The following is a 25,577-nucleotide window of genomic DNA, read 5'->3' as shown; positions in this document are numbered from 1 at the left end:
CGCCATTTGCGATCGACCGGTTTCTCCGCAATGCGGTCCGTGAACGGCAGCGGATACACCCGCCCGCTGCTCCCCTGATACACCCGCTTCTCCAAAAACATCGGGTTCTTGTCCGGCGCAGCGGGGAGATATGTGGGAAGCTCAAGAGCTTCCACTCGCACGCACACCGCGCCCTCGGTGGGAGCAGCGGTCTTGGCGGGCGGAACGTTGCAAACGGCCGGTGACGAACCCTTGGGCACAAATGAATCGGTTACTGCTTCAGTTATTCGCTGATCTCGCATTAGTTCAAGGAGCAATTGCACGATAAAAACGGCCGGCGCCCGACGCCGCGTTCGCATCGATAAATTGGAACGAACCGTCCGCCCTCGCGTTGACGGTTCCCAATTCCATCCAATTTGTCGTAATCAAATCATTGGCGGTCAAAATATGGTGAACGCCTTCCGGAATCCCCTCACCGGCGAGCAAAACACCAGCGGAGCGCGAAGCCGTAATGGAGGCAATTTTAATCTGACTGTTGGACCCGCGCGGCGTTGGCGTGACGGTGACCAAGATCGGCCCGGTTCCATCCACACGGCTGCCGCAACTCAGCCCAGGCGCTTGCGGTGCAAGGTCCACAAGGTCCATCTGCTCGCCAGCGGGCGTGTAAAGGCCGAGGACTGAAGCGTTGGCCAGATCGAAATTCACATGCAGGTCACCGTTGAACGGAAGGTTCTGCGCAGGCTCGTTGTCGGCCCACGCGAGCAGATATCCATGCGACGGGAGCACGTAGCCGGATGGAATTTGAAATTGGAAATGGTTCAACGGATTCCCGCTCAGATACCAGCCCGTCAGGTCCACAGCCTGGGTGCCCGCGTTGAACAATTCAAACCACGACTCGTAATCGCCATCCTTCGGGTCCGCGACGACCGTATTCAGCGTCATCCATTCATTGATGAACACTGACCGCGCAAGCGATGGATCAAGGAAAACCTGGAACTCGTAAATTGAAGGAATGTTTGTCGCGCCGGTGACGTAGAATCGCACCTTGCTGGCGGTCACCGGCGCAAACACGTCTGTGCGCTCGCTGCCGAGCTGCCCGCCGGCGAAGGCGGTCGCCCACGTGCCACCCGTCCAGTATTGGATTTCATAGCTGGTTACGCGGTCGTCAAACTGGTGCAGCGACGTTTTATTAAAGGTTGCCGGCGAACCGAAGTCCAGTTGCAGCCAGCAATTCACGCCATTGGTCGCATGCGCGTTCCAGCGGGTCGCAAGATTATTGTCATTGGCCTGATTGGCGGCATAAGCAGGATCGTTGTTCCAGACACTCGACGCAGAGGCGGTGGCCGCAAGTGCGAGATTCGCCGTCGGCGGCTCATACCAGACGCCGAATTCGTAAATGGACGGAATGTTCGTAGCGGAGGTGATGAGCAACCGCGCCTTGCTTGAAGTCACCGGCGGGAAGAAATCCACGCGTGCTGGCCCCAGGTTGCTGGACGAAACCACAAGATCCTCCCAGCCCGAATCTGTCAGCGATTGAATTTTGAACGCAGCAATGCGGTCACCGAACTGCGAGAGGTAAGTGCGGTTGAACAGCGTCGGCCCGCCAAAGTCCAACTGCAACCATGCGCCGTCCTGATCACCCGCTGCGGCATTCCAGCGGGTTGTCTCGTCGCCGTCGTTGACTTTGTTCGCGGCGTAAGTGCTGTCGTTCTGCCAGACACTGGAGGCTGTGGCAGTGGCGGCAGGAGCCAGGTTTTCCGCCCCACGATGACGTGGTGCCACAAAGAAGTTGTCAAACTTTGCGCCATGTCGGCCACAACCAAGGCCCACCAGCCCGCTTGCGAAGGAGCCGTCCTCAACGTCGGCGACAATGATGCCGTTCAGAGAGGCCTTGATATTGTTGCCTGTGAACGAGAGTTTCAAGCGATGCCAGACGTTGGTGGGGAAGCCAGCGCTGCCTGACGCCAGCGTATTGGTAAAGCTGTGCAACTCCCATGAACCCGAAGAATTCACCTTGAGCCAATAGGCTCGCGGGGTGGGATCGGAGAATCCGGGAATGCCCACAATACGGCCGTAGAGATACGCTGCTCCGTTGGTCTCCAGCAGGACGTCCGTGCTGACTTCGTAGTCGCGCCAGTTGGAGTCACCGAGGATCGTATAGGGCGAAGACTGCGCGGCCCATTCAATGCCGGTTTGGGTGGTGACCTGTCGCAGGCATTGCCCGCCGTTCCCGCCGGGCGCAATCTCAAAGATGCCGGACTGGTCCGAAAAGTAACGCGGCGTCGCGCCTGAGGCGTAGCCATCGAAGTCTTCGCTGTAGGGAAGCGGAAAGGGTTTTGCAGCAGGCGCAACAACCGCCCCCTTCCCCTGCCCGCTCGTTGTGGTCAGTGTGTAGAGGCAGCCCGCGTCGAGCGAAATGGTGAGCGAACCACCCGCCACCGACAGGTTCCCAACGTGAACGAACGGCTGTGACGATGTGGTTTTCCAAATGTGCACCGTGCCGGCCGACAGGCCGTTCGTGAGGTGGAATGTAATGCTCTGGGCCACGGTGGCATCGGCAGTTTCGATGATGATGCTGAAGTCGGAGCCGTTCGTGGACTTGAGCGTGACGTAGCTGCCGCCGCCCGGGAGCAGGCCATTGCCGCCGCCTTCGAGATACTTCCAACCGGGAGCCGCGAACTGGGTTGTGTGCGCCGTGGCCCAGATGGCGGGGGAGACGGTGTAATTCCCCGACCACGGCGAATTGGCGCGCATCAACCCCGAACCCGGCGCAGCCAGCAGGTCGTAATAGGCCGTGACCGGACTCCAAATCTCGCTTTTTGTCATTTTACCGACGATGTAGTTACGATTGTAAAGTTTTGCAAGCGAGAGCGCCTTCGCCCAGGTCGCCCCCCCGATGCCCTCCTCGCTCGCCCAGAGCGGCTGGCTGAACGTCTGCGCGACGGGCGGACTCGTGTAACCGTTGTGGCTGGGGTAATGCGCACCAATGGCGTAAATGGCGTTCGACACCGCAGGGTTGGCGAGCACATCGTTCACGATTTTCCAGGTGCCGCCCCACTCATCGCCCGCGACGATTTTCACATTCGTCAAACCGGCGGCATCAAGCGTGTTGCGCAACGTCACGATCCAGTTCGTGTTGTTGACCACCTCGTTCCGCACGCCGGTGAACTCCATGTCCAGGCCATGCGCCTGCCTGGCGCCCTTGATGAAGTTCACCACGTAATCCGCCATGTCCTGCGACCAGTAATTGCCGTCGCCAATCCAGCCCGGAGCACCCCACGCAAGACAGTCGAGTTGGATGGCTGGGTTGCGCGCCTTGGCCTCCTGCATCAACCACCATTCGTAGCCACGGTTGTAATTCGTATCGTTGCGGCTGTGCTGATGGCTCGGCTCGCAGCCGTCGGTGGAATTCACGTCGCCGCCGATTTCAACTTTGAGATGCTGCAATGCGGCTCCATAGTCCGGCTTGAACAGGTAATCTAAAATCTCGCTGCGTTGCGGCTCGGGATAATCCATCAGCAATCGCGATGACGCACCGGCACTTACCGCCCCCAGTCCGTCGAAGGTGCGTCCGACGTTCGCGCCATCCAATGTCACATCGAGTGCCGACGCACGTTGAAGCGGCAGCAGCAGCGCCGCAAGGAGCATAACAGTCAACAACACAACGTGGCCAGGTCGCGCCCCACGGAGCGCGCCTGATGACTCCTGCAGCACGTGTCCGGATGTGCGGCGGCCGGTCCCGCGGAAACAGCGAGACTCCGGGAAGTCGCACCCGAACGCGCGGATCGGAAAAGACCGCGACGCGCAGGACAAACGGTTTCGATGGCACAGGAACTCCACGATGGGGTCAGCAAGGTTTGTTTACCAATAGTTGCGCTTGGTCAGGTCGGGCGGGCTGTTGTAACTGAGGTCGGATTTTGGCCCCAGCCGTTCATATTCTTTGAAGAGGTATCCTTCGACGTGGTTGTCGCCGTAAAGAATGTTGAACAGGCCCCGGCCCCGGTCGGAATGCCAGGCGGTGCTCACCTGCTCGATGGTCCGGTCCGGCGCGCCCGCCCAATCCATCGTCAATATCTTCCGGGTGGCGTTCCGCGAGATTTCGGAAACCTTCATCGCAGGTTTTTCCTTACCTGGAAAATTGTAACCACCGATGCATTCAATGCCGAGCCATGGGTAGTCCGACGGCACGGCCCAACTGAGGCCCCGCCACGGCATCACGTAGCTGTTGCCCCACGCATCAAAGCATTGCTGCCCGGCCGGCATCGTTCCGGCCAGGACTTTCAGCGAGTCGCCCTTGTCACCGGGACAATGGAAGGTTTCCACGTTCTTGACGTAGGCATGCAGCGGCCGCATCTCCTCCGGAATATTGCCACCTTCCAAGGACGTGCTGCCTTTCTTCCCGCCCCAGGCAGCCCATTGGAGATAAGTCGGAAAATAGTCCGAGTTATCGTCGGCATACATGGTCAACGCGATGCCGATTTGATGCTGGTTGTTGACACACTGGATGCGCTGGGCCTTGACCTTGGCCTTCGACAAGGCCGGCAACAACATCGCCGCGAGAATGGCAATGATGGCGATCACCACGAGCAATTCGATCAAGGTGAACGCGCGGCGACGGGCCCCGGGCGGCTTCCACCGCCCGGGTGCCGGCAACTTCATGGCATTTGAATCATTCATGTGATGTTCTCTTCGCCGTCAGATTTCACGGCTGTAATTGCACGCGATAGAATTTCCGGCTGCCCGTGCGCGAAACCAGGTAGGGCGAGGTCGCGGCACTGTTCGTCGTCCACGGCCCGGTGGCTTCGTCCGCCTCCAGTAACTTTCCGCCCGGCCAGGTCAGCACCAGGTTATTGCCCGACGGTGTAAGTTTGAGCGTTGCGCTGCCCGGCACACCGAGATAGAGCGCGTTCACCTCGCTGGATGAAAGGGCGCGATCAAAGATCATCAACTCGTCAATCATGCCATTCCAGCGGCGCCCGATGTCGCCGCCCGCCGTGTCCCAGCCGACATAATTCGTGGCGGAGAAGGTTTGAGGCGGATGCGACGCGGGATTGTTTGTGCTCTGCAGGCCGGAGCCGTCCTGGAGATACAGGCTCGCGTTGGTTGGTGTGACGGTAAGCGCCACGAGCGCCCATTGATTCGTCGGCAGGATCAGCCCGCTGTCAAAATTGTAATATGTGCCATTCCACGTGTAACGGAGCGCATCGGCCCCCGTCGCCGCATTCGTATTGACGATGAGACCGAAGACATTGCCGCCCCGGTGATAATAGATCGCCGAATTTGGGTCCTGGCTTGTGCTCTTGTAAACCCAGGCCGCGATGGTCGCACTGCTCACCGAAACGCCCAACGGCGGCACCTGCACATCGCCGAACGGCCAGGTTGGCGCCACGGCCAGATTGCCCACTTCGAAGTTGGACATGCTCAATGGTCCGTCGGAGCCAACGCAGTTCTCATACACGCCGTTGTCCGCCATTCCAAGGCTACCCTGGTTGGTCGCGATGCCGAACCCGCTGTTGACATCGCTGAAGCGATAATACAGCAACAGCTTCGTGCCCATCACGGCCGACGGATAGCTGCCCCATGTCGGAACGATCACACTTAAACCAGCCACCGCACTGTTGGTGGAACCGAAGTCGTTGGTAACGACAAGCTGATAGTTTCCCGCGTAGGCCGTGGAAACATCCGTCAATGTCAGCACGGGATTCGTCGCACCGGCAATCGGCGAACCATTGAACGTCCATTGAAAACCGAGAGTGGGCGTGCCTTCGGCCGCCGCAACAAATCGCACAGTTTGATGCTCATACGCCGTGACGGACTCGATGTCCTGCGTGAGGCTCGGCCCTACGTCCGGAATGATCGTCAAACTCGATGGGGCACTTTGCGCGGAGGCACCGGTCACGGTGTTGGTCGCGATCACGTAGTAATCGCCCGAATCATCGAGGCTCACGCCATTCAATGTCAGTGTCGCATTGGTCTGCCCGGTCAACACCGTGCCGGCATCCTTGAACCACTGCAACGTCAATGGCGCCTGTCCTGCGACGGCGGCAGTCAACGACACGTTGAAGCCGACGTATTGCGTGACCGTGGTGGGGCCGACGAATGCCGAGGGCGTGGACAGGGCCAAAACCGCCAGGTTGGGCGCGCTATACATCTGGCCCGCGTAGAACCCGGCCGCGCCCGCGTTCGGCCAGGCCGCTCCCCAGTAAGTTGCGGCGCAACTGGTGGCAAAACTTGGGTTCAGGTCCGATACCGCATAAGTGTCACCCCACGGATCGGTGCCCGCAAAGGTCTCTGCAACCAGCAGGTAGGTGGTGTTGTTGGACAACACCAAAGGCGGATCGAGCGGCGCCCACATGTAGCCGTTAATCACCTCATGCGTGCCGCTGGATACCACAACCGAACCGTGGAGCACGCTGCCGTTCGCACTGAAAATGCCCACGTGATGGTCCATTGTCAGCGTCGCATTGGTCTTGCCGGCATCCGTGAACTGGCCGGCGTAATAACCCAGGTGCGTCACCAGCGTCGGTGTGTTCCCCACTGCGATGGTCCCGCCGACCAGCCCACCAAAGTTGTTCGTTGCCGTGTTGGGCCTCGCTCCGTGCAGGAACTTTTGCGGTGGTGCCAGGTTCGGGATGACCGTCAGCGTGGCGTTGCTGCTGACCTCAGTGTAGGCCGTGCCGCTGGTGTTGTTGGAAGCGACACAGAAATATACGTCCCCGTCGTTCGTAATGCCCGCCATCGAGATGGAATAGTTGGTTTGTGTCGCGCCGGCAATCGGATCACCGTTACGGAACCACTGATACGAAATCGGCGGTGAACCGGTGGCGGAAAGTGAAAACGTGGCGGGATAATCGGCAAACACCGTCAGGCTCGTCGGCTGCTGCGTAATCCCGACCGGAAAGCTGGTTACCGACACGGCAATATTCGCGCTCTGAGCGCCCCCGAGGGCATTGCTGGCGGTGAGGAAGTAGATCCCGCTGTCGTTGGTGGACGTGTTGAGAATCGTCAACGTGGCATTCGTCTGGTCCGTCAACGGCGTGTTCGGCGCCTTGAACCACTGGTAGCTGATGGGCGCCTCGCCACTGGCAAAACCGAGGACGGAAAGCGTTTGCCCCGCGCTGAGCGCAATGTTCGTCTGCTGCACGCCCACCCGGGCCTGATCAATCTCGATATACGCCAGGGAGACATTGCCGTAGGTGTTGTTGTTGCCGTTTTGACTGAACGACGCCGGCGGCCAGGCCGTGGTGCCGCCCGGCCCATACATCGCATGCCGGGTCGTTGTCGCATTGGTGCCAACGAAGAAAGGATTCCATGTCGGCGAAAACGCATCCTGCCAAGTGTCGCCGCTGCTCGTGACCACACTGCCCGCGATGATGTAGGTGGTGTTGCTGACCAGCAGCAGCGGCGGATCCAGCGGCACCCAGCGGAATCCGTTCGTCAGATAAGCGCCGGTGCCGGCGGGCACCACGACGGTTCCCAGCATGGTCGAGCCGCTGGAAGTGAACAGGCCAGCATTATGCGCCAGGTTCAACCCGTCATCATTGACATCAAACACACCGAGGTGCGAAACAACCACGTTGGCGGGGCCGACCCGAAACTGGCAGCCCAGGCCACCGGTGTAGTTGTCCCGTGTCGGGTTGGCCGGAGTCGAATAAAGGATCTGCGCCGTTTGTGCCTGGCCAAAACAGGTGAAGGTGACGGCGCAGACGCCAAGCACGAGTAGTTTTATTTTCATGGTGTGGATCTGAATGAGGTATGGGGTTTGGAGCAAAAGAGCACTGGTGTCACAGCAACCGCCGGCAGTCCCCCGAAACGAACGACGCCCAAGGCGTGCAACTTCCCGCTGTCATGGTTCGCCTCCGCACCAGCAGACGACGCGCTTGGAAACAGCCTTTCATGGGTCACATTAGGAAGATGACCGGTGGCTGGAAATGAAGCAATTGGCAGGCTTGCCAATCCTATTGTCTGATTTTACAAGCGAGACGGTATTGGGTTGGCGTCTGGTGAAATTGACGCCGAAAGAGCCGGCACAGGTGGGCGGCAGTGGCAAAGCCCGCCCCCTCGGCAACGCGGTCCAGGCCAAGATCGGTCTGTTGCAACAACTGAGATGCGCGGTCCATGCGGCGCCGCTGGATTTCACCGCGCACGCTGGTCTTGAGCCACTGGCGAAAGCGAACCTCCAAATCAGTCCGGGAACGCTGAACGTGCCGCAGCACATCCTTGACCGCGATCCCGTCACTAAAATGGTCGCGAATGAAGCGCACGGCCCTGACAGTAACTTCGTCCTCGATGGGCACCACATCGGTGGAGGTGCGTTCAACGATGCGGGCGGGCGGAACCTGCGTAACGCCGGGTTTTGGACGAAAGCCCTTGATCATGCGGTCAAGCAGGGCCGCAGCTTCGTAACCAATGCGTTCGGCGTCTGGCTCGATGCTGGTCAGCGGCGGGTCGCACAGATTGCAGAGCACGTCGTCGTTGTCCAAGCCGATGACGGCAACTTCCTCCGGCACCTTGATGCCGTCTTCGCGACACGCGTTGAGCACTTGCTGGGCACGAATGTCGTTGCAGGCAAACAACGCCAGCGGCCACTTCTGCTTGCGCAGCCACCCTGCAAGCGCTTTTTCCATTTCCAGCCCGCGTTGCTCGACGGCTTGAATGTGCGAATCGGGCGCGCCCGCGGGCAGGCGCGAAAACACCCGGACGCTCTGGCCGCGTCGGGCAAGTTGTGCGGCAAACGCCGCCTCGCGACGATCTGAAAAAGGAATTCCCCGGTAGCCGCAATACCCGAAATGTCGGAAGCCGGCCTGAATGAGGAAGTCCACCGCCATGCGGGCCACCGCCTCGGCATCGGTGTCGAATCCGGGGATCCCCTCGCAGCGCACGCTGCCGAGCACATCCACCACCGGGCAGCCGACCTTCAACAGGGACCGGCCAATCCGCCGGTCCTCAATGCGCGCAATGATGCCGTTGCCTTTCCAATTTCGCAGCCACGCCGGAATCCCGCTGTGCAGTTCGCGTTCCTGTGCGTAAAACGACCAGGGCCCATGCACGTGAGCGTATTGCGCAATGCCGCGCAAAATTCCGCGTCCGTAGTTTCGCGAACTCTCGATCAACAAGGCGACTCTGGGGATACTCACGTTCGGCACAGTTTTAACGGGGTTGTGGCGCGAGGGTAATCGCAACTATCACGCGGGGAAGCAAGCCACTTCTGCGCCGGCTGAGACAGATTCCGGGCCTGGCTCGTTTCCTGGCGTGACAGCCGGTGAATTTCGATGGCATGCTTTCGTCAACTTGCCATCGGCGCAGCAGTGATCCTTTCATGAAACAAGCCCTTCTTCCAGCGCTGACCATCGTCGCGGCCGTCGCCTTGATGCTGGTGAAGCCCGGTGCCGCCCACGCGCAATCTGACCCATCACAGGATGCCAGCATGCGTCCACTCGAAGTTTTGGTGGACCACTTCGTGCGTTCCGTGCTGCCTACGGCGATGCCGGACATCGCACAGGTCCGCACCATCGCGGCGCAATACGAGCAGACCATGAACGGCGACGGCCGCTGGCCGGATCTCGATTATCAGGATCAAAACCGCTCGACCTGGATGGGCGGCACGCATCTCGGACGCGTGTTGACAATGGCGAAAGCCGCCCGGCTCAAGCAGGATGCCGGTCAGCCCGACCCGCATCTGACCGCCCGAACCGTGGCCGCCCTGAAGGCATGGACAGACACGGACGCGCAAAACCCCAACTGGTGGTGGAACCAGATCGGCATCCCCGAGTTGACGGGGGAGATTGCCTGCTTGATGCGCGATCATCTGCCGCCCGCAGAACTGGCGGCTGCCATCAAAGTATTGAAACGCTCCCGCATGGAAGGTGCAACCGGAGCCAATCTGACGTGGGCCGCCCTCAATCAGGTGATCCTGGGCGCCCTGGAAAAGTCACCGCCAACCACACAAGCAGCCTTTGACCGGCTTTATGAGGAAGTGCGTTTTGCCGACGCCGCCAGCCAGCACGAGGGCATCCAGCCTGATTTCAGCTTCCATCAACACGGCCCGCAACTTTACAGCGGCGGCTACGGACTGTTTTACGCCAATGATGTTGGCCGGCTTCTCTACATTTCGTGGGGCACGCCGTTCCACATCTCGGACGCGCGACGCAGGCTGTTCGATCGTTACATGCTTGACGGCCTGCGTTGGATCACCTGGGCGGACATGCTCGATTACAGCAGCATTAGTCGCATCATCACCCGCCCGGGCATCACGGCCGCGCCTCGGGAATGGTCCCGCGGGCCCATCTCCCCGGCCGGCGCCGCCTACAGCCTGGGCAATGTGACCCGCCTGCTCGCAACGCTGCCCGGCCGGCGCCAGCAGGAATACGCTCGCTGGGCCGCCCGCCTCGCCCAGGATCCGACGGCGGAACCATTGACTGGCAACAAACATTTCTGGTGCTCGGACTATATGGTGCATCGCCGGAAGACGTTCATGACCTCGGTAAAAATGTTTTCGGAGCGCACGCTAAACGCCGAGATCGTCAACGGCGAGGGCCGTCTTTCGCATCACCTTTCCGACGGCGCCAATTTCCTTTATCTGACCGGCCATGAGTATCAGGATATTTTTCCGTGCTGGGACTGGCAGAAAATTCCGGGGACCACTGCGGAACAAGCCGCCAACATGAACACAATTGGACCGCGCCCGGTCGGCACGCGGGGCGAGGGTCGGTTTGTGGGTGGCGTCAGCGACGGAACCTACGGGTTGTGCGCAATGGACTTGAGGCGCGGCGCGTTGCAGGCAAGGAAGGCGTGGTTCTTTTTTGACAACGCCTACGTTTGCCTCGGAACGGGCATCACCATCACCAACGGTCACCCGGTTATTACCAGTGTAAACCAAGCCCGCCTCACAGGCCCCGTGTTCGACAATGAATCGGCCGGACCGTTGCCCGCCGGACGTCATGTCGCAGATTCATTAAAGTGGGTTTATCACAACCGCACGGGCTACCTCTTTCCGAAGGGCGAGGCGGTCGTGCTGTCCAACACGAACCAGAGCGGCCGTTGGTCGGACTGCGGAACGGGAGGGGACGGACTGGTGACAGAACCGGTCTTCAATTTGTGGATCGATCACGGTGCCGGCTGCCGCGACGCCAGCTATGAATATCTCGTCCTGCCGGACGTGACCTTGGAGCAAATGCGGGAGTTCGCCGGCCAATTCAGACTCAGCATCCTGTCCAACCGTAAGAATGTTCAAGCTGTCTATTCCCCTTCAAACAAACTGGTCGCCGTCGCCTTCTGGTCGGCCGGTGGCATCGAAACTCCCCTCGGCCCCATCAAGGTGAATCAGCCATGCTTGCTTCTGGCGCAACATCTTAAAAATAATCGCATTCAAATCACCGTCGCCAACCCGCAAAAAACGCCTTTGACGGTCGAGGTGCAGATGGCCGGCAAATCCACCTATCTTGATTTACCGGTTGGCCAGGATGCCGGTTCCAGTGCCTCGCAAGAATTGGACGACTGAAACGCGTCCCGTCAGATCCTTTGACATGGTTTCATGCCACACCGGCGGCCAGCATCATGCTGACCGGTGCCGGCGCGCGAATTGAATTTTAGTTCGCATCATCGGTTGTGAAGGGCGAGGCCGGCAGTCCGGCTCCGTTGTAAAGGTTGCAGTCCGGATTGTCCGCCCACGCATAACGCACCGCCACGGGAACTTTCACGTCCGGGTGCGACACGATCACGCGGTCGCCCGCAATGCGCGCCTGGGCCCAGTGCCATTGCTGATCCGCACCGGCGATGGCGAATCCTTTCAGATCGCCACCCCTGGCCAGCAAGCCGCCATCCGTGTGGGTGAAGGCGAGCATGACTTCATTGCCGCGCATCTCATGACCGGCCAGCAGCGGACCGGCATAGGGAATGTTCTCGCCATAAACCTCTGCCCGCGCCCAAAGCGACAGCCGTTGGCCGACGATTTGTTTGTCCTTGGGATGGATGTTTTTCGGCTCGCCCGCGTCAATGATGACCGCCATGCCGGTATTGGGCAGCGCCAGGGTTTTGCGCATGGCTTCACGCACCACCGCCCAATTGCTCGGAGCGCCAGGGTCTTCGGTGCGCGGTTTGTAGTTCGGCAGTTGCACCCACGCAAACGGAAAATCCCCTTCGCCCCAGCGCGCGCGCCAGTCCCGAATCAGGAGCGGCAACTGCAGGGCATAGAGGCTGCCAAAATCATGATTCGCGTTGTTTTCCCCCTGATACCAAATCGCCCCGCGAATGGCATAGGGAATCAATGGCGCGATCATGCCGTTGAACAAATTGGCCGGATGATTTTTGTCCAGGCGCGGATTCACGGCCATGACCGGCGCCGGCGGCGGTTGATGCCCCGCCGACCGGGCTTTTTGCGCCTGCGCTTTCCAGGCGGCCATCTGGCGTTCGTGCTGCGCCTGGGCGGCCGCCGCGTCGAACGGCACGCGCATTTTCTCCCGCCAGAACGCGAATATCGGATCCAGTTCCGGGTGTTGCTGCTGCACTTTCAGGCTGGTCCATGTTTCAATCGGCGTGGCGCCCCAGGATGCATTGATCAGGCCCACCGGCGTTTTCAAATCCCGTTGCAGGTCGCGCCCAAAGAAATACGCGGTGGCGGAAAAATTGCCCACCGTCTCCGGGCTGCACACCACCCATTGCCCCTGACAATCTTCCTGCGGCTGCGCGGCGGGGTGCCGGGCCACGGTGAACATGCGCAGCCGCGGATAATTGGCTGCGGCCTTTTCCGCGGGCGCATTCGACACGGCATTGACCGGCAGTTGCATGTTCGATTGCCCGGACGCCAGCCAGACTTCGCCCACCAGCACATCATTCACGGTGAGCGTGTTGTCGCCCTTGACCGTCAGCGTGACCGGCCCCGCGGCGTTGAGCGCATCGAGCGTGACGCGCCACCTGCCCTCGGCATTCGCCGGGGCGGTTTGGGTCTGGCCCGCGATGGCCACGGTGACGGATTCGCCCGGCCTGGCCCAGCCCCAGACGGGAACCGCGACGCCGCGCTGCAACACCATGTGATCCGAGAAAAGCGCGGGCAACTTCACCTCAGCCCGCGCGGAACCGGCCACCAGCATCAACGCCAGCAACACAACGGCCCAGCGATTCGTTCCGCGACGGGACGCGGCCTCGTTCCGTTGAGTGAAAGCGTCTGGCCGAAATGTGCCGGTGAGGACCAGGGTGAATCGCCGCTTTCCGGCGCCGATGGATTTGAGGACACAGTATTGCATATCCGTTAAAGTTCATTGCGGTTCGCTCGCACCAAGTTGTCTGCGGCTTGGCGGACGCATGGAACGAGTTCGCCCGTTCGGAGAATTTGCATATCATCATTCCGCTTTGCCGCCGCTCACGCGCTGGATTGTCTGCCGAAACAGTTCAATTTCCTGCGGATCATAAGGTGAATAATCCGGGCGAAACAAATCGTGCTGCCACGGCCCGTCATACGCGGGTCCAGGGCGATGCCCCCACGGCAAATTTGTCTGCGTCTTGCCATTGACCAGTCCCCAACCCAGCGCGCCGACGCCTTCGCGCACGAACACGGGCAAACAGGTCTGCACTGTCGAATGCCTCGGGCGATTCATCCATTCCGTGCAGATGATTGGCCGACCCAGCTTCTTGAGGCGCTCAATTTCCTGCGCCAGATTCTCCGCCGGAGAATAATTGTGAAACGTGATGAGGTCGGATTGTTCCCGGATGAATTGAATGATCGCCGTCGGCGGGCCCCAAATGCCCGACGTGATGGGCTGCGCGGGATTAATCTCGCGCGCCCAGCGAAACACTTCCCGCACCAACGGCAGCGACGCCTCGCCCATGCCGGAATTGCCGGGTTCATTGTAAAGGTCCCAACAAAGAATGCGCCGATCGTCCCGATGCGCGCTCAAAACATCCTTCACGAAGCGCTCCAGCGACGGACGCAGCTTCGGGTCCCGCACGCGTTCGTGACCCGGGCTGGGCGTCCAGCCGTTGGCATACCAGCCCGGCACCACGGCAGGCTGCGGGCCAAAGACCGGATCCTTGATGGGGCCGAAGGCGCAGTCATCGAAAAAAATCGGCATCACTTTGATGCCCCGCCGGGCGCAGATGGAGACAAACCGTTCGAACCGCTGCCGAAATGCCTCCGGCTCGGCTTCCCACACCACATACGACAGCACGACGCGCAGACAGTTGAAACCGACCTTTTGCGCCAGCGCCAGCTCGCGATCAATCCGCGCCGGGTCGAATCCGTAATCCATCCACATTTCCGTGTAACTGATGTCATTGGCGGGAACGTAATTGAAGCCGATCGGCAGCGGCTGGTTGGTGAACCAGTTCCACGCTCGCTCAGCCGACCAGCGGACCGCAATGGCCGCCGTGGGCGCCGCCGAATCTGAATCAGTTGGACGCCCGGACACGAGGTCGGACGAAACAGACGATGGCGAAGCGGTCGCGCTGCCCCCCAGCGCGAGCAGGAGCCCCAATGCCGATGCGGCGAAATTGTGATTCATCATTTTTGTCCTCATTTCAAGTATTCTGGTGCCGCCCTCTTTGCCGAGACAGACAGTCACCGGCTGCCGGCGTGCGCGGAGTTCACGGCCCGGCCGTGACAACAAAAATCTGATTGTCGGACCGCCCCGCCGTGACCAAACGGCGCACAAAGGCAATCTCCTTCGCATCCGGCGAAAAAACACAGGCCTCCGGACGAGGCGCCGTTGCCGCGTCGCTGCGCGGCGTCAAACGCCGGGTTTGTCCCGTTGCCGCATCGGTGACGCAGACACTGTTGTCCATGACGTGCGCAATGGCGCTGCCGTCCGGGCTCCAGGTAAACGCACTCGCGACCGGCCACGCGTTGTGCGTGAGCTGTCGCGCCGCACCGCCATTCGGCGATACCGTCCACAACTGCACCACCCCCGCATCGTCCTTCATGAGAAACGCGATGCGCGTGCCATCGGGTGAACTCCGCAGCCAGTGACGCGGACCTTCAATCCCCGGAAAACGGCGCGCGGTGGTAAACGTCAGCCGCCGTTGAACAACGCCCCGCGGCGGAAACGGCGCGCGGGATTCAGTCCCGGCGAGCGGCCCGGCGCCCGCGTGTGTCAAGTCGTCCGGCAAATCCGCAACAAATACTTCCGGCACGGCGCGGCCGGCCGCCGTCACCACGGTGCCTTGAAAGGCGAGCGCATGCCGCTGCCGGCGCCCGTCGGCGCGCACGTAGCCGTTCGTCCCCACCCAGCCTTCTTCACAGGCGCGCTGGATTTCATCCGAACCGGGCCGCGGCCGGGCGGAGGTCTGCGTAACGAGCACGGTGAAATATTCGCCGTCGTGATTGCGCGGGTGGTCCGGTGCCACCCGCACCGGCCGGCCGGGAACGCTGACGCCCACGTTGCGTTGATTGATGTCGTTGGTGGAACCGGCCGCGCGAAACCGCGCCAGCAACGCATCTTCGTAAGTGAAGCTGACCCACGCACCCGCCGCATCCCAGATATGCACGTGCGTGCCGCCACGCAGGGCGCCGGGCGTGAAGGGCGGTGTCAAGTCCCGGGCATCCAGCCGGCGCACAACGCCCGGCGACGCGACGTTCACGATCACCCCCTGCCGGTGCCACGCGGCATATTGCCAGTCCGGGGTCGGGTTCTCCGGACCAAGGATGAACGCCACTTCGTTGGCGCGCGGGTTGAACGTCCCCACGCCACAGCATGCGCCGTGTTGCGCCCGATACAACTCGCGCACCTCGCCGGTCCGGACGTTGACCCTCTCGATCGTCCGGCCGTCGAAGACATCGCCCGCCGCATCGCTGCGCGTGTCGTAAACGATCCAGGCGCCATCCGGCGACCAGACGCCGGTGTTCGTCAAAATGCGACCGCCGGGTCCGTGCGTGATTTGGCGCTCCGTGCCGAGGCCGGCCTGGTTCACATCGGGCATCACCGGCGAAAGTCTGGCGCAACCCGCCCCGAGGCACAGCAACAAAGCCATCAGGCCACGCGTCTTCATGAGGCCACCACGGCCGGCGGTTCGGCTGTTTCACGGCGTGCCGCGGGCAGTTCCGCCCCGGACAGCAGGCCGAGTTCAACGAGCACCTCGCGAATGACGGCCCGCTCCGGCCCGCCAAAACGCGTCATGGGCTCGGCCATTTCATCGCTGCAAATGCCCAGCAACGACAAGGCGCACTTCATGCCCTTGATGACCGTCGAGGCGTGCTGTCCCACCGTGTAGATTCTTCCGAGCCGCAACAGCCGTTGCTGCAAAGCGGCCACGCGTGCTTCGTCCCCGTTGCGCACGGCATCGAGCAATTCGACCAGCAGGCGCGGCTCAATTTGAGCGCCGCCATTGACGCCGCCATGGCCGCCGGCTCGCAGGCTGTCCACGAGCAGATGCTCCGGGCCCATGAACAGCCGCCAATCCGGCCGCTCCCGCGCGACCTCGACCAACTGACGGAAATAATTCAAATCGCCCGAACTGTCCTTCAATCCGATAATGCCACCCAGTTCCGCAAGCTGGCGGATGGTCTCGGGATGAAACTGGACCTTTGTCATCTGCGGCATGTTGTAGAGATACAGCGGCAGCGGCAGCTCCGGCACCAGCCGGCGCACGAACTCCACCAGTTCCGGCTGTCCGGCGGGAAAGTAATACGGCGCCGAAGTCACCAACGCATCGGCTCCCGCGTCCGCGGCCTGACGGGCCACCCCGACGGCTTCCACGAGACATGTGTCCGTGATGCCGACAAGCACGGGCACCCGCCCGCCCACCTGCCGGCACACCCGCGTAATCACCTCGCGCCGCAACCGGTAACTCAGACTCGGTGCCTCACCGCTGGTTCCCAGAATGAACAGGCCATGCACGCCACCCGCGATGACGTGCTCCACGAGGCGTTCCAAACCGGCAACGTCCAACTGGTCGCGCCCGAGCAAAGGCGTTACGAGTGGTGGAACGATGCCTGCCAGAATATTGCGGGATGGTGTGTTCATGGTTTCTCAAGCGTGGCGGTCTTCAACCCCGGTGCCGCGGCGGCCGCCGTGGTGTCCCGGGGCGAACGAAAATCCTTAAAACGGTGAAATGTCAGGAAATTGGCGTCATGAAAATTGTGCGCCCCACCCTCCCCGTCGTCGAACGCCGTGCGGCACACGGCCACCAGATCATCGCCGTCAAACTGCCAGTCGGCGTATTGGAAACCGTGGCGGCTGCGGTCGGGATGATGCAGGAGCACACGGCGCACCTCCCATTGGTGCAAATCCGCGCTGTGCAGGAGCGCCAACGTGTTGCGGATGCTGCCCGGGACCGCGCGCCGGAGCACCTCGTCGGGCAAGTCGTGCAAGATGGACGCGACCGCCCAGTAACCATCGCCGCGTGGATCGGCGCGAATGGTGAACTTCTTCGCGCCGCCCGGGAAGTTCACAAACCCCGTGTCGGCGGCAAATGACGCCGTGCGCCCATCGGCGCTGAGATTCACCAACGCGGCCCGCTCGGGCGGATGTGGCGTGTCCACCCGCAGGACATCCACAATGTGTCCGGCCGGGGCGACCACGGCGTTGCCCTCCAGCCAGGCATTGAACTGCCCGCCCAACCACGCCGGATCCCGCGGGAGGAAATTGCTGAACGTCCAGTTCGTCGCGTTGAGCAGGTCCGCATCCACCGGCACGGACAACATCCCGGCGCTAAAGCGTTTGCCCCATTCGGTGCCGTTGCTGGCGTCCTCGAAGGCGCGCCACAATCGTCCCGCATGCACCACCACCGGTGTCGGCGCGGTGTGGTATTGTCCCGTCGCCGTCAGCAGGCCCGTCGCGGCCCCGCGTGGTTCTGTCCAGGTAACCCCGCCGTCACGCGACCGCCGAATCACGATGCGCCCGTATTCCCGGTCGGTGCCCAGCAGATACAGGGCGCCACGATGCGCGAACAGGCTGGCCCAAAACAGGCCGTCCAACCGGGCCGTGCGCTGCCAGGAAGCGCCCCGGTCCGTTGAACGAAACACCACGACCTGCGGGCGCTCCCGGTCGCGCCCCTTCGGTCCAAAAAAATCGTGCGACGCCACATAGCTTCCATCCGGCAACAGCACGAGACTCGGCGAACCGATGTAAAGCCCGGACGTCGCCGGCTGATGATCAATCACCACGCCCGGCACCGTTCGTGTTGGCGCGTCACCCTTGGGTGTGGGTGGGAACGACGCCGCAGGGGCATTTTGATTTGTGTCAACCACGCGTGGACTGACGTGGGCGGCCAGCCATTGCTCGCCACGTTTGACCTCTGCGGCAAAGACCGGATCGTCGGCGCGGTTCACCGTTTCGCCGGGATCGTTGACCTGATCATAAAGTTCCCGTGCCACCACGTTGCCCGTCTCCCAGTCGCGCCACTCGGTGTAGCGAAAGCGGTCGGTGCGCTGCGAATAGCCCATCGTCTCAAAGCGCCCCTCGGTGACCGGACGCGGATGCTGGGTCAACGCACCGTCAGTCACCGTCTTGGTCGGGTCATCGAGCACCGGGCGCAGGCTCACGCCATCCGACGGCTGCGGCGGCGTCAAACCGCACAAGTCCGCCAGCGTCGGGTAAAGATCCACCAGCTCGACCAGCGACCGGCTGGTCACGCCCGGCCTGGCCTGGGCGGGCACCGCCATGATCAATGGCACATGCGCGTCGAGTTCAAAGTTCGACAGCTTGCCAAACAGCGTGTGCTCGCCGAGTTCGTAACCGTTGTCGCCCCACAGCACGACGATGGTTTTGTCGGCGAGCCCCAGCCGGTCGAGTTCATCCACCACTTTGCCCACCTGCGCATCGAGAAAGCTGATGGCGGCCAGGTAACCGTGGCGCAGATGCGTGAATTGCGCGGCGGAAAGCGGTCCTTGTTTGGGGACGCCGAAATAGCCCCGCACCTCGGGTGAGTTGTGCTTCGCCACATCGGGCGCGCCGAGCGGCCAGTCGCCGGGCGTGGGTGGCGGCAAATCCGCCGGCTGATAAAGATCCCAATACTTCTTCGGCGCGTTGTAAGGCAGATGCGGCTTCCAGAAACCCACGCCAAGGAAGAACGGTTTGTCCTTCAGCTCGCGCAGGGTCTGCACCGCCGCCGCCGCAATGCGTCCGTCGAGATACGCCTCGTCGGGCACATCATAACACTGGGCCGGCGGCAGCTCGGCAAAGGGCACATTCGTATAGCCGGGTGCCTGCGGCTGGTCCACGCGATGGTTGCCCCAATACATGACTTGCGGCCGGCTCCAGGACAACGGGTCACCGGCGGGCCGGGTGTTGAGATTGTGATACATCTTGCCAATGCCCACGGCCTCATACCCGTTTTCCTTGAACAGCTGCGGCAGCGTGACGATGTCCGGATGCGCCCGCCGAAAGTGGGTGGTCAGGTTGTAAACCCCGGTGTGATCGGGGCGCAGTCCCGTCATGAGCGAAGCGCGGGACGGATTGCACAACGCCTGCTGGCAATAGGCCCGCGCAAACAAACGGCCGCGCGCCGCAAGGCGGTCCAAATTGGGCGTCTTCACCCACGGATTGCCGTAGCAACCGAGATCGCAGCGCAAATCATCGGCGGCAATGAACAGCACGTTCCACTTCGGCGACGCCGGTTCCGCCGCCCGCGACGCCAGCGCGAAAACCAAAAGCAAACCGGTCAGCAGCCAGCGGCGGCAACCAAACTCCACCCCAACCACTCGAAATCGAAACATGAATCTCATAAATTCTTAAAGCTTCGGCGGGTTTACCACGCACGCGGCGACGGCGTCACGACTCGCTGAACCCGTTGCCCAAAATGCGTCCTCAGCGCACTCACCCAAACTGGCCCGGTGAAACATTCACCGCTTCTCCCCCGGATTGGGCTCCGGCAGGCGCGCCTGCACCGAGCGCAAATAATTCATCAACCGCGTGCGCAGCGTCTGCGCTTCTTCCGGATGCACGGCGGCCACGTCGTGTTGCTCGCCCGGGTCCGCAGTCAGATCATAAAGCTCGTCCCGATCGGTTTCGTAATCATGCACGAGCACCCAGCCGCCGTGCCGGATCGCGGAGGCGGGCTTGAACAACGTATCGGGCGGCGGATTGATTCCCACCGGCCGTCGCACGCCGCGCTTCGGCGGTTCGGGCGTGTAATACGGAAAATGCCAGAACATGTCCCGATCCGCGAAATGACCGGCCGGTTCGCCGCGCAGCAATGGCAACAGGCTTTGGCCGTCGAGCGCGATGCCCGGGTCCAGGCTCGCCTGCTCGATCTCGGCGAAGGTCGGGAACAGGTCGGTGCCGATCACCGGCGTGTCGCACCGGCTGCCTGCCCGCACCACGCCCGGCCAGCGCACCATCAGCGGCACGCGCACGCCCGCCTCGTAAAGCGACCACTTGCAGCCGCGCAACGGCGCGAGCGCAGCGTAGCCCGGGGCGCCGCCGTTGTCGGACGTAAACACCACCACGGTGTTGCGGCTCAAATTCAACCGATCGAGCGCGGCCAGCACACGGCCGATGTGGTGATCCAGCGTTTCGACGAACGCGCCGTAAGCCGCATGCTTCGGGTTACCGTCGCCGTATCTTCGCTGATACTTTTCAAACAGCCACCGCGCCGGCGCTTTCACCGGCTCATGCACAAAGAAGTGCGAAATCGTCAGGCAAAACGGCCGCGCGCGATTGGCTTCCAGAAAAGCGATGGCCTTGTCCGTCATGGAATCATCGGGGAACTCGCCCGGCGGCACGTTCGTCGGTCCCTCGACCGGCGCATCGGCCAGCGCGCCATAAGTGTGTCCGCCAAAATCTTCAATCGCTTCTTCAAAACCGAATTGTCGCGGACCGCGCGTGGGACTCCAGCCGAGGTAACGCTGGTAATGTTGCGCCACGTGCCATTTGCCGAAGAACCCGGTGTGAATGCCCGCCCGATCGAGCACCGTGGCGTAAGTGGTTTCGCCGAGCGACAATTCCGTGAACGGCGGCGGCCGCAGCGGCAGTCCGGCCGCCTTCACCGTCACGCCCTTCCCCTTTGTCACAAACTCCAGGTGCAATCGCGCGGGCGACCGGCCCGTGAGCAGCGCCGCGCGGGACGCGGAGCAAATCGGCGCGGGTGCGTAAGCCTCCGTGAAGCGCAGGCTCTGCGCGGCCAGCCGGTCCAAATTGGGCGTGTCCCAAAGCCGGCCGCCCGTGCAGCCGAGATCGTTCCACGCCAGATCGTCGGCGAGAATGAACACGATGTTCGGACGCTCGTTGGTCGCCGCCGACGCGGCCATCCGCGACCCGCCCGCCAGACAGACCAAGCCCAGGGCCAATAGCTTTCTGAAATATGCAGCGTGCAAAATCACTTTCAACGGTTGGTTGATTTCATGGTTGGGCCGGCAAAAAACCGCGTTCGCGCAGCCAGGATTCAGCCAGCGGCGGCCAACTGACCCCGGCGCGGTTGTTCGCGCGCAGGCCAAAGCCGTGTCCGCCCTTTTCAAGGAGGTGCAATTCGGCCGGCACCTGCGCCGCCCGGGCCGCGTTGTAAAAACGCAGGCTGTTGTCCACCTTCACCACCGCGTCGTCCGTGGCGCAAAAGAGGAACACCGGCGGCGTGTTGGTCGTGACCTGCAATTCGTTGGAAAAGCGCTGCACGAGCTCGCTGGGCGGATTCGTCCCGAGCAATTCATGACGCGAACCCGCGTGTGTGATTCCGGCCTCCATGGAAATCACCGGGTAGCCCAGCATCAGAAAATCCGGCCGGCAACTGACGCGCTCCACCGGGTCTGCCGCAGTCGAATCGCCGGCGTCAAAGTGCGTGCCAAGCGTGGACGCCAGATGTCCGCCCGCGCTAAAACCAATCGTGCCAATGCGATCGGGCAGCACCTCCCATTCACGGGCATGACGGCGCACCAAACGCAAGGCGCGCTGGGCGTCGCGCAGCGGAATTTCCGCTCCAAACCGGTGCGCGGTGGTGTTCGGCAGCCGATACTTCAGGACGAAAGCCGTCACGCCAATCGAATTGAACCAGCGCGCGACATCGCGGCCTTCCTTGTCCATGACCACGTAATAATAGCCGCCGCCGGGCATGATCAGCACGCCGGTGCCGTTCGGGTGCGCCGCGTGAAAAATTTCGACGTCCGGCTGCGTGATGTTGCGATACCGGCGGTCGTGGGATTCCGCATTGCCGCGATCATCCATCAGCTCCGCTTCGTGCCAGTCCCGGCCTTCCGCCGGTCCATCCGGCCAAAGCGGAACCACCGTTGGGTTTGCCGTCTGGGCGTGCGCAAGGCCGCCGGCCAGCAGCACGCAGCCGCCGCACAAAATTTGCGCCATGAATATACCGAGCTTTGAAATTCGCATGTTGGAAATCACTTCAAGCCATCACGGTGTTGCCAGCCGGTAAAACCGCTGCGCGGCGCCGGCGGTGTCTGGGTCGGTGAACCGGACTTCGCCCTGCCCATCCGCCGTCAGATTCGTGACGGTGCTCCACGTCACGGGCGGAACGAAGTTGGTGGCCATTTGCAGAAAATAGCTTTTGCCCGGCACACCTTGCGCCTGCAATTCAAACGCGCCGCTCGCCGCCGCGCCACTGGTGAATTTCGGCGCGCCGGTGTTCGGATGAAATTTGAGCACGACCGCGCTGCCCGCGGTTTCCACGGTGAACGCCCCGCCGCCCAAATCGTTGCTGAAGGCACTCGGGTCAACGGTGAACGCGCTCGGATCAAACCCGGTCACGCCGCCGATGACGTTCGCCAGCGTCCACGTGTAGGCCGTTTGATTGTCAAATCCCGCCGCCGGTCCGGGCACGCTGCCGGCGAGTGAAATGACTTTGATGACAAACCGGCTGGCCGGCGTGGCGGTGACATTCAACGAACCGTTCACGGTCAACGTATCGCCGTCGCGACTGGCGTCATTCAGTTCCCAGGCGTAGCGCCCGCCGCCACTCCACGTTTCCGCACCGGTGGTCGAGGCGCCCACCCCATCGCCTGGCGCCAGCGTGCCGTAGACCGTGACCGCGCCACTGGCGCTGCCATTGCCGGCGAACGTTCCTCCGGCTTGAACAAGCACCGCACCCGAGCCGGTGGCGCTGCCCGAGGCATTCGCCAGTTTTAAAGTTCCGCCGGCCACCGTGATGCCACCCGTAAACGTGTTGTTGCCGGTCAGCGTCCAGGTGCCCTCGCCGAGTTTGGTGACGGCGCCGCTGCCACTGAGCGTTCCCGCGTAAGTGGTGCTTTGGCCATTGTTGCCGACGGTCACGACGCCACTGCCGAGCGCCAGGTCGCGCGAGCCTTTCAAACCGCCGAGCACGGCGTTCAAATTATTCAAATCCAGCGCGCCCGCATCGGCGGCATTCAAATCCACGGTCGAATTTTGCAACGCATTCGCATCAGCAAGACTCAGCGTGCCGCCGGCAATTCGCATGTCGCCGGCAAACGTATTGGCCGCGTCCAAACGCAAAATGCCCGCGCCCGTCTTGAACAAACCGCCGGAGCCGGCGAGGCCGCCACCCGAGCTGCTCGTGCCGCCGTCGAGCGCGATGGTCAGCGTGGAATTGCCCAGATTGACCGGACCGGCGAGATTCAACGATGGCGCGCTGCCGTCCACCTTTATGGTTGAATTGCCAGTGAGCGTCACCGCCCCGGACAACCTCACGCTGCCGCCCGCGCTGCCGACCGCGTGCAGTCCGTTCGCGGCGCCGACCAGGGTGAACGGCTCGGACACGTTCAGGCCGGGCGTAGCAAAGCGCACTTCGGCTCCGTTCGCCACAATCGTCGGTTGCGGTGCCGAACCGAGCGCGCTGTCATTGCCCACCACGAGGAAGCCCTGGCTGACGAGCAGGGGTCCGGTGAACGTGTTGGCGCCGGTCAACGTCAATGCGCCGGTGCCCACCTTGGTCAATGGTCCGCCGCCGCTCAACGCCCCGGAAAAGGCGGTATTCGCGTTGTTGTTGCCGATGCTCACCGCGCCCGCCGCCAGCGAGAGATCACGTCCGCCGGTGAGTCCGCCAAGCACGGCATTCTGGTTGTTCAAATTCAGCGTGCCGGTGTCGTTGGTGTTCAGGTCCACGGTGGAATTTTGCAGGGCGTTGGGGTGCTGCAAAATCAGCGTGCCGTCGTTCACGCGCGTGTCGCCGGTGAACGTGTTGGCCGCGCCGAGCGCCAGCGTGCCGGCGCTGCCTTTGGTCAGCGCGCCGGAACCGGCGATGGGCGTGTTGATCGCCAGCGACGTGTTGAAGAACGTCAGCACGGTGCCACCGTTGACGCCCAGCGTGAGTCCGCGATTGGCGGCGTCGAGGACCACGCTGGCCGCGCTGCCGGATTCGCCGCTGCGCAACGCGCCGCCGTTGAGTGTCAGTTTGTCCGCCGTAAAAACACCCGGATTCGGCCCGAGCTCATTTTGGTTGGTGATGACGAGCGTGCCGCCATTGACGAAAATTTTACCGGTGAGCGCATTGGGCGCGGTCAGGCGCACGTTGCCGTAGCCATCCAGCGTGAGGTTGGCCGAACCGCTGACCGCGCCGTTGACAATCAGCGTGCGACCAGAACGCGTCTTCCAGGTTTGCGCGGCGCCGAGGACGAGCGGCAGGTTGAGCGCTGGATCGTTGACGGCGGACACCACGTCAATGCCGCCGCTCCCGACGGTAAGCGGACTGCCCGCGAGCGTCACGCTGCCGGGCGTCTCGAGAAACGCCAGGCTGCCGACGGTGCAACTCTGCGCCAGCGTGGCGGCCCGGTTGTTGGTGGCGAGATAGGAAAACACCACGTCGTCGTCCGGCTGCGGGGCACGGCCCGCCACCCAGTTGGCCGCGTTGGTCCAATCGCCGGAAACCGCGCCCGCCCAATAAACCGTGGTGGTGGGCGCATAAAACCGGACGTAGTCCACGGTCATTTTGGTGGTGCTGGTGGCAAGGTCGCCGTAACCGCCCGCTGGCACATCGCCCGCCCACGAACCATTCTGCACTTCGGAACTCAGGATGACGTATTCGGACCGGTCGGAGTGTCCCTGCGTGGTGCTGTAAAGCTGGGCACCATCAATCAAAACGCGATATTGGGACGCATCCCAGCGCAGGCCATAGGTGTGAAAGCCGCTGCCCAAGCCGCTGCCAATGTTGCCGCTGCCCGCGCTTTTGGCGTCGGCCCCGTAGCCGTCCCAATGAATGTTCGCCTGCACCTGATTGTTGATATTTGCGCCGCCGTTGTCCTGGCGCCGATGTTCGCACACGTCCATCTCCGCGCCGTTGACGGACACGTCGCCGACGGTGGTCATGGTGCCAACCCACATCCAATACGCCGACCACATGCCGGGAGCATCGCTCCACTTGATGCTCGCCTCGGTGTAGCCGTAACGCGGGTTGAACTTGCCGGAAGTTTGAATCAATCCCGTGTAATGTTTGCCGCTGCTGGTGAACGTGGTGATGACAAGATTGCTGCCGTTCATTGAAACGGCGGCCGCCGAGTTGACCGCCTGCCGGCGCGCGCCGGTTTCGATGTTCCACTTGGCGGCGTCCAGCGCCGGACCGTTGAACTCATCGGACCAGACGAGGTAATAGCCTGCCGGCGGCGCGGCCAAGGTCATCAACGGGAGCAAGCCGGCCAGCAGCAAGGCCACGCGCCGCGGCAGCCCGGGCCAAACGGCGTTTGAACTTCCGGCGGCCCGTGGGGCGGTGGTGATTAAACCTCGTTTCACGAGCAGGATGGAACGTCGTTCTGG

General features: G+C 62.2%; 13 protein-coding genes. 1 reads left to right on the top strand and 12 read right to left on the bottom strand.

The genetic code is table 11. The features are described from left to right. Nucleotides 1-285: 285 nt before the first annotated feature. The 4 genes from VFV96_00550 to VFV96_00535 form a co-directional block, all read right to left on the bottom strand. Complete coding sequence (locus VFV96_00550; protein HEU5068885.1) at nucleotides 286-3,642, bottom strand: discoidin domain-containing protein; 3,357 nt, start codon at nucleotides 3,640-3,642, stop codon at nucleotides 286-288. Between the two features lie 198 nt (nucleotides 3,643-3,840). Then, nucleotides 3,841-4,638, bottom strand: a complete 798-nt coding sequence (locus VFV96_00545; protein ID HEU5068884.1) for a prepilin-type N-terminal cleavage/methylation domain-containing protein — start codon at nucleotides 4,636-4,638, stop codon at nucleotides 3,841-3,843. 43 nt (nucleotides 4,639-4,681) lie between these two features. After that, nucleotides 4,682-7,714: an immunoglobulin domain-containing protein gene (locus tag VFV96_00540; protein HEU5068883.1), complete on the bottom strand. Its 3,033-nt coding sequence runs from the start codon at nucleotides 7,712-7,714 to the stop codon at nucleotides 4,682-4,684. A gap of 223 nt (nucleotides 7,715-7,937) precedes the next feature. Then, the gene (locus tag VFV96_00535) at nucleotides 7,938-9,116 is read right to left on the bottom strand and encodes a DNA-binding transcriptional regulator (GenBank protein HEU5068882.1); all 1,179 of its coding nucleotides are present in this window, start codon (nucleotides 9,114-9,116) and stop codon (nucleotides 7,938-7,940) included. 182 nt (nucleotides 9,117-9,298) lie between these two features. Between VFV96_00535 and VFV96_00530 the strand changes: the two genes are divergently transcribed. Further along, nucleotides 9,299-11,479, top strand: coding sequence for a polysaccharide lyase family 8 super-sandwich domain-containing protein (locus VFV96_00530; GenBank protein HEU5068881.1), 2,181 nt, complete (start codon nucleotides 9,299-9,301; stop codon nucleotides 11,477-11,479). An 88-nt stretch (nucleotides 11,480-11,567) separates the two neighbouring features. On the opposite strand, the gene VFV96_00525 is transcribed toward VFV96_00530, so the two are convergent. The 8 genes from VFV96_00525 to VFV96_00490 form a co-directional block, all read right to left on the bottom strand. Continuing rightward, nucleotides 11,568-13,220 (bottom strand): sialate O-acetylesterase, encoded by a 1,653-nt coding sequence (locus VFV96_00525; protein HEU5068880.1) that lies wholly within the window; start codon nucleotides 13,218-13,220, stop codon nucleotides 11,568-11,570. A gap of 96 nt (nucleotides 13,221-13,316) precedes the next feature. Then, complete coding sequence (locus tag VFV96_00520; protein ID HEU5068879.1) at nucleotides 13,317-14,474, bottom strand: hypothetical protein; 1,158 nt, start codon at nucleotides 14,472-14,474, stop codon at nucleotides 13,317-13,319. An 82-nt stretch (nucleotides 14,475-14,556) separates the two neighbouring features. Beyond that, nucleotides 14,557-15,888 (bottom strand): DUF3748 domain-containing protein, encoded by a 1,332-nt coding sequence (locus tag VFV96_00515; protein ID HEU5068878.1) that lies wholly within the window; start codon nucleotides 15,886-15,888, stop codon nucleotides 14,557-14,559. Nucleotides 15,889-15,953: 65 nt separating this feature from the next. Further along, on the bottom strand, nucleotides 15,954-16,931 hold the full coding sequence (locus VFV96_00510) for a dihydrodipicolinate synthase family protein (GenBank protein HEU5068877.1): 978 nt from the start codon (nucleotides 16,929-16,931) through the stop codon (nucleotides 15,954-15,956). Further along, nucleotides 16,928-19,624, bottom strand: a complete 2,697-nt coding sequence (locus VFV96_00505; GenBank protein ID HEU5068876.1) for a sulfatase-like hydrolase/transferase — start codon at nucleotides 19,622-19,624, stop codon at nucleotides 16,928-16,930. The genes VFV96_00510 and VFV96_00505 overlap by 4 nt, the downstream gene beginning before the upstream one ends. 126 nt (nucleotides 19,625-19,750) lie before the next feature. Beyond that, nucleotides 19,751-21,196 carry a sulfatase gene (locus VFV96_00500; GenBank protein HEU5068875.1) on the bottom strand — a complete coding sequence of 482 codons (1,446 nt, stop codon included), beginning with the start codon at nucleotides 21,194-21,196 and terminating at the stop codon, nucleotides 19,751-19,753. A gap of 52 nt (nucleotides 21,197-21,248) precedes the next feature. Beyond that, nucleotides 21,249-22,226, bottom strand: a complete 978-nt coding sequence (locus VFV96_00495) for an alpha/beta hydrolase (protein HEU5068874.1) — start codon at nucleotides 22,224-22,226, stop codon at nucleotides 21,249-21,251. 21 nt (nucleotides 22,227-22,247) lie between these two features. Further along, on the bottom strand, nucleotides 22,248-25,553 hold the full coding sequence (locus tag VFV96_00490) for an autotransporter-associated beta strand repeat-containing protein (GenBank protein ID HEU5068873.1): 3,306 nt from the start codon (nucleotides 25,551-25,553) through the stop codon (nucleotides 22,248-22,250). Nucleotides 25,554-25,577: the final 24 nt, after the last annotated feature.

The sequence above is a fragment of the Verrucomicrobiia bacterium genome (assembly GCA_035765895.1).
Classification (GTDB): domain Bacteria; phylum Verrucomicrobiota; class Verrucomicrobiia; order Limisphaerales; family DSYF01; genus DSYF01.
Note: the sequence above shows the minus strand (reverse complement) of the source record. Positions and strands in the feature narration are given on the sequence as shown.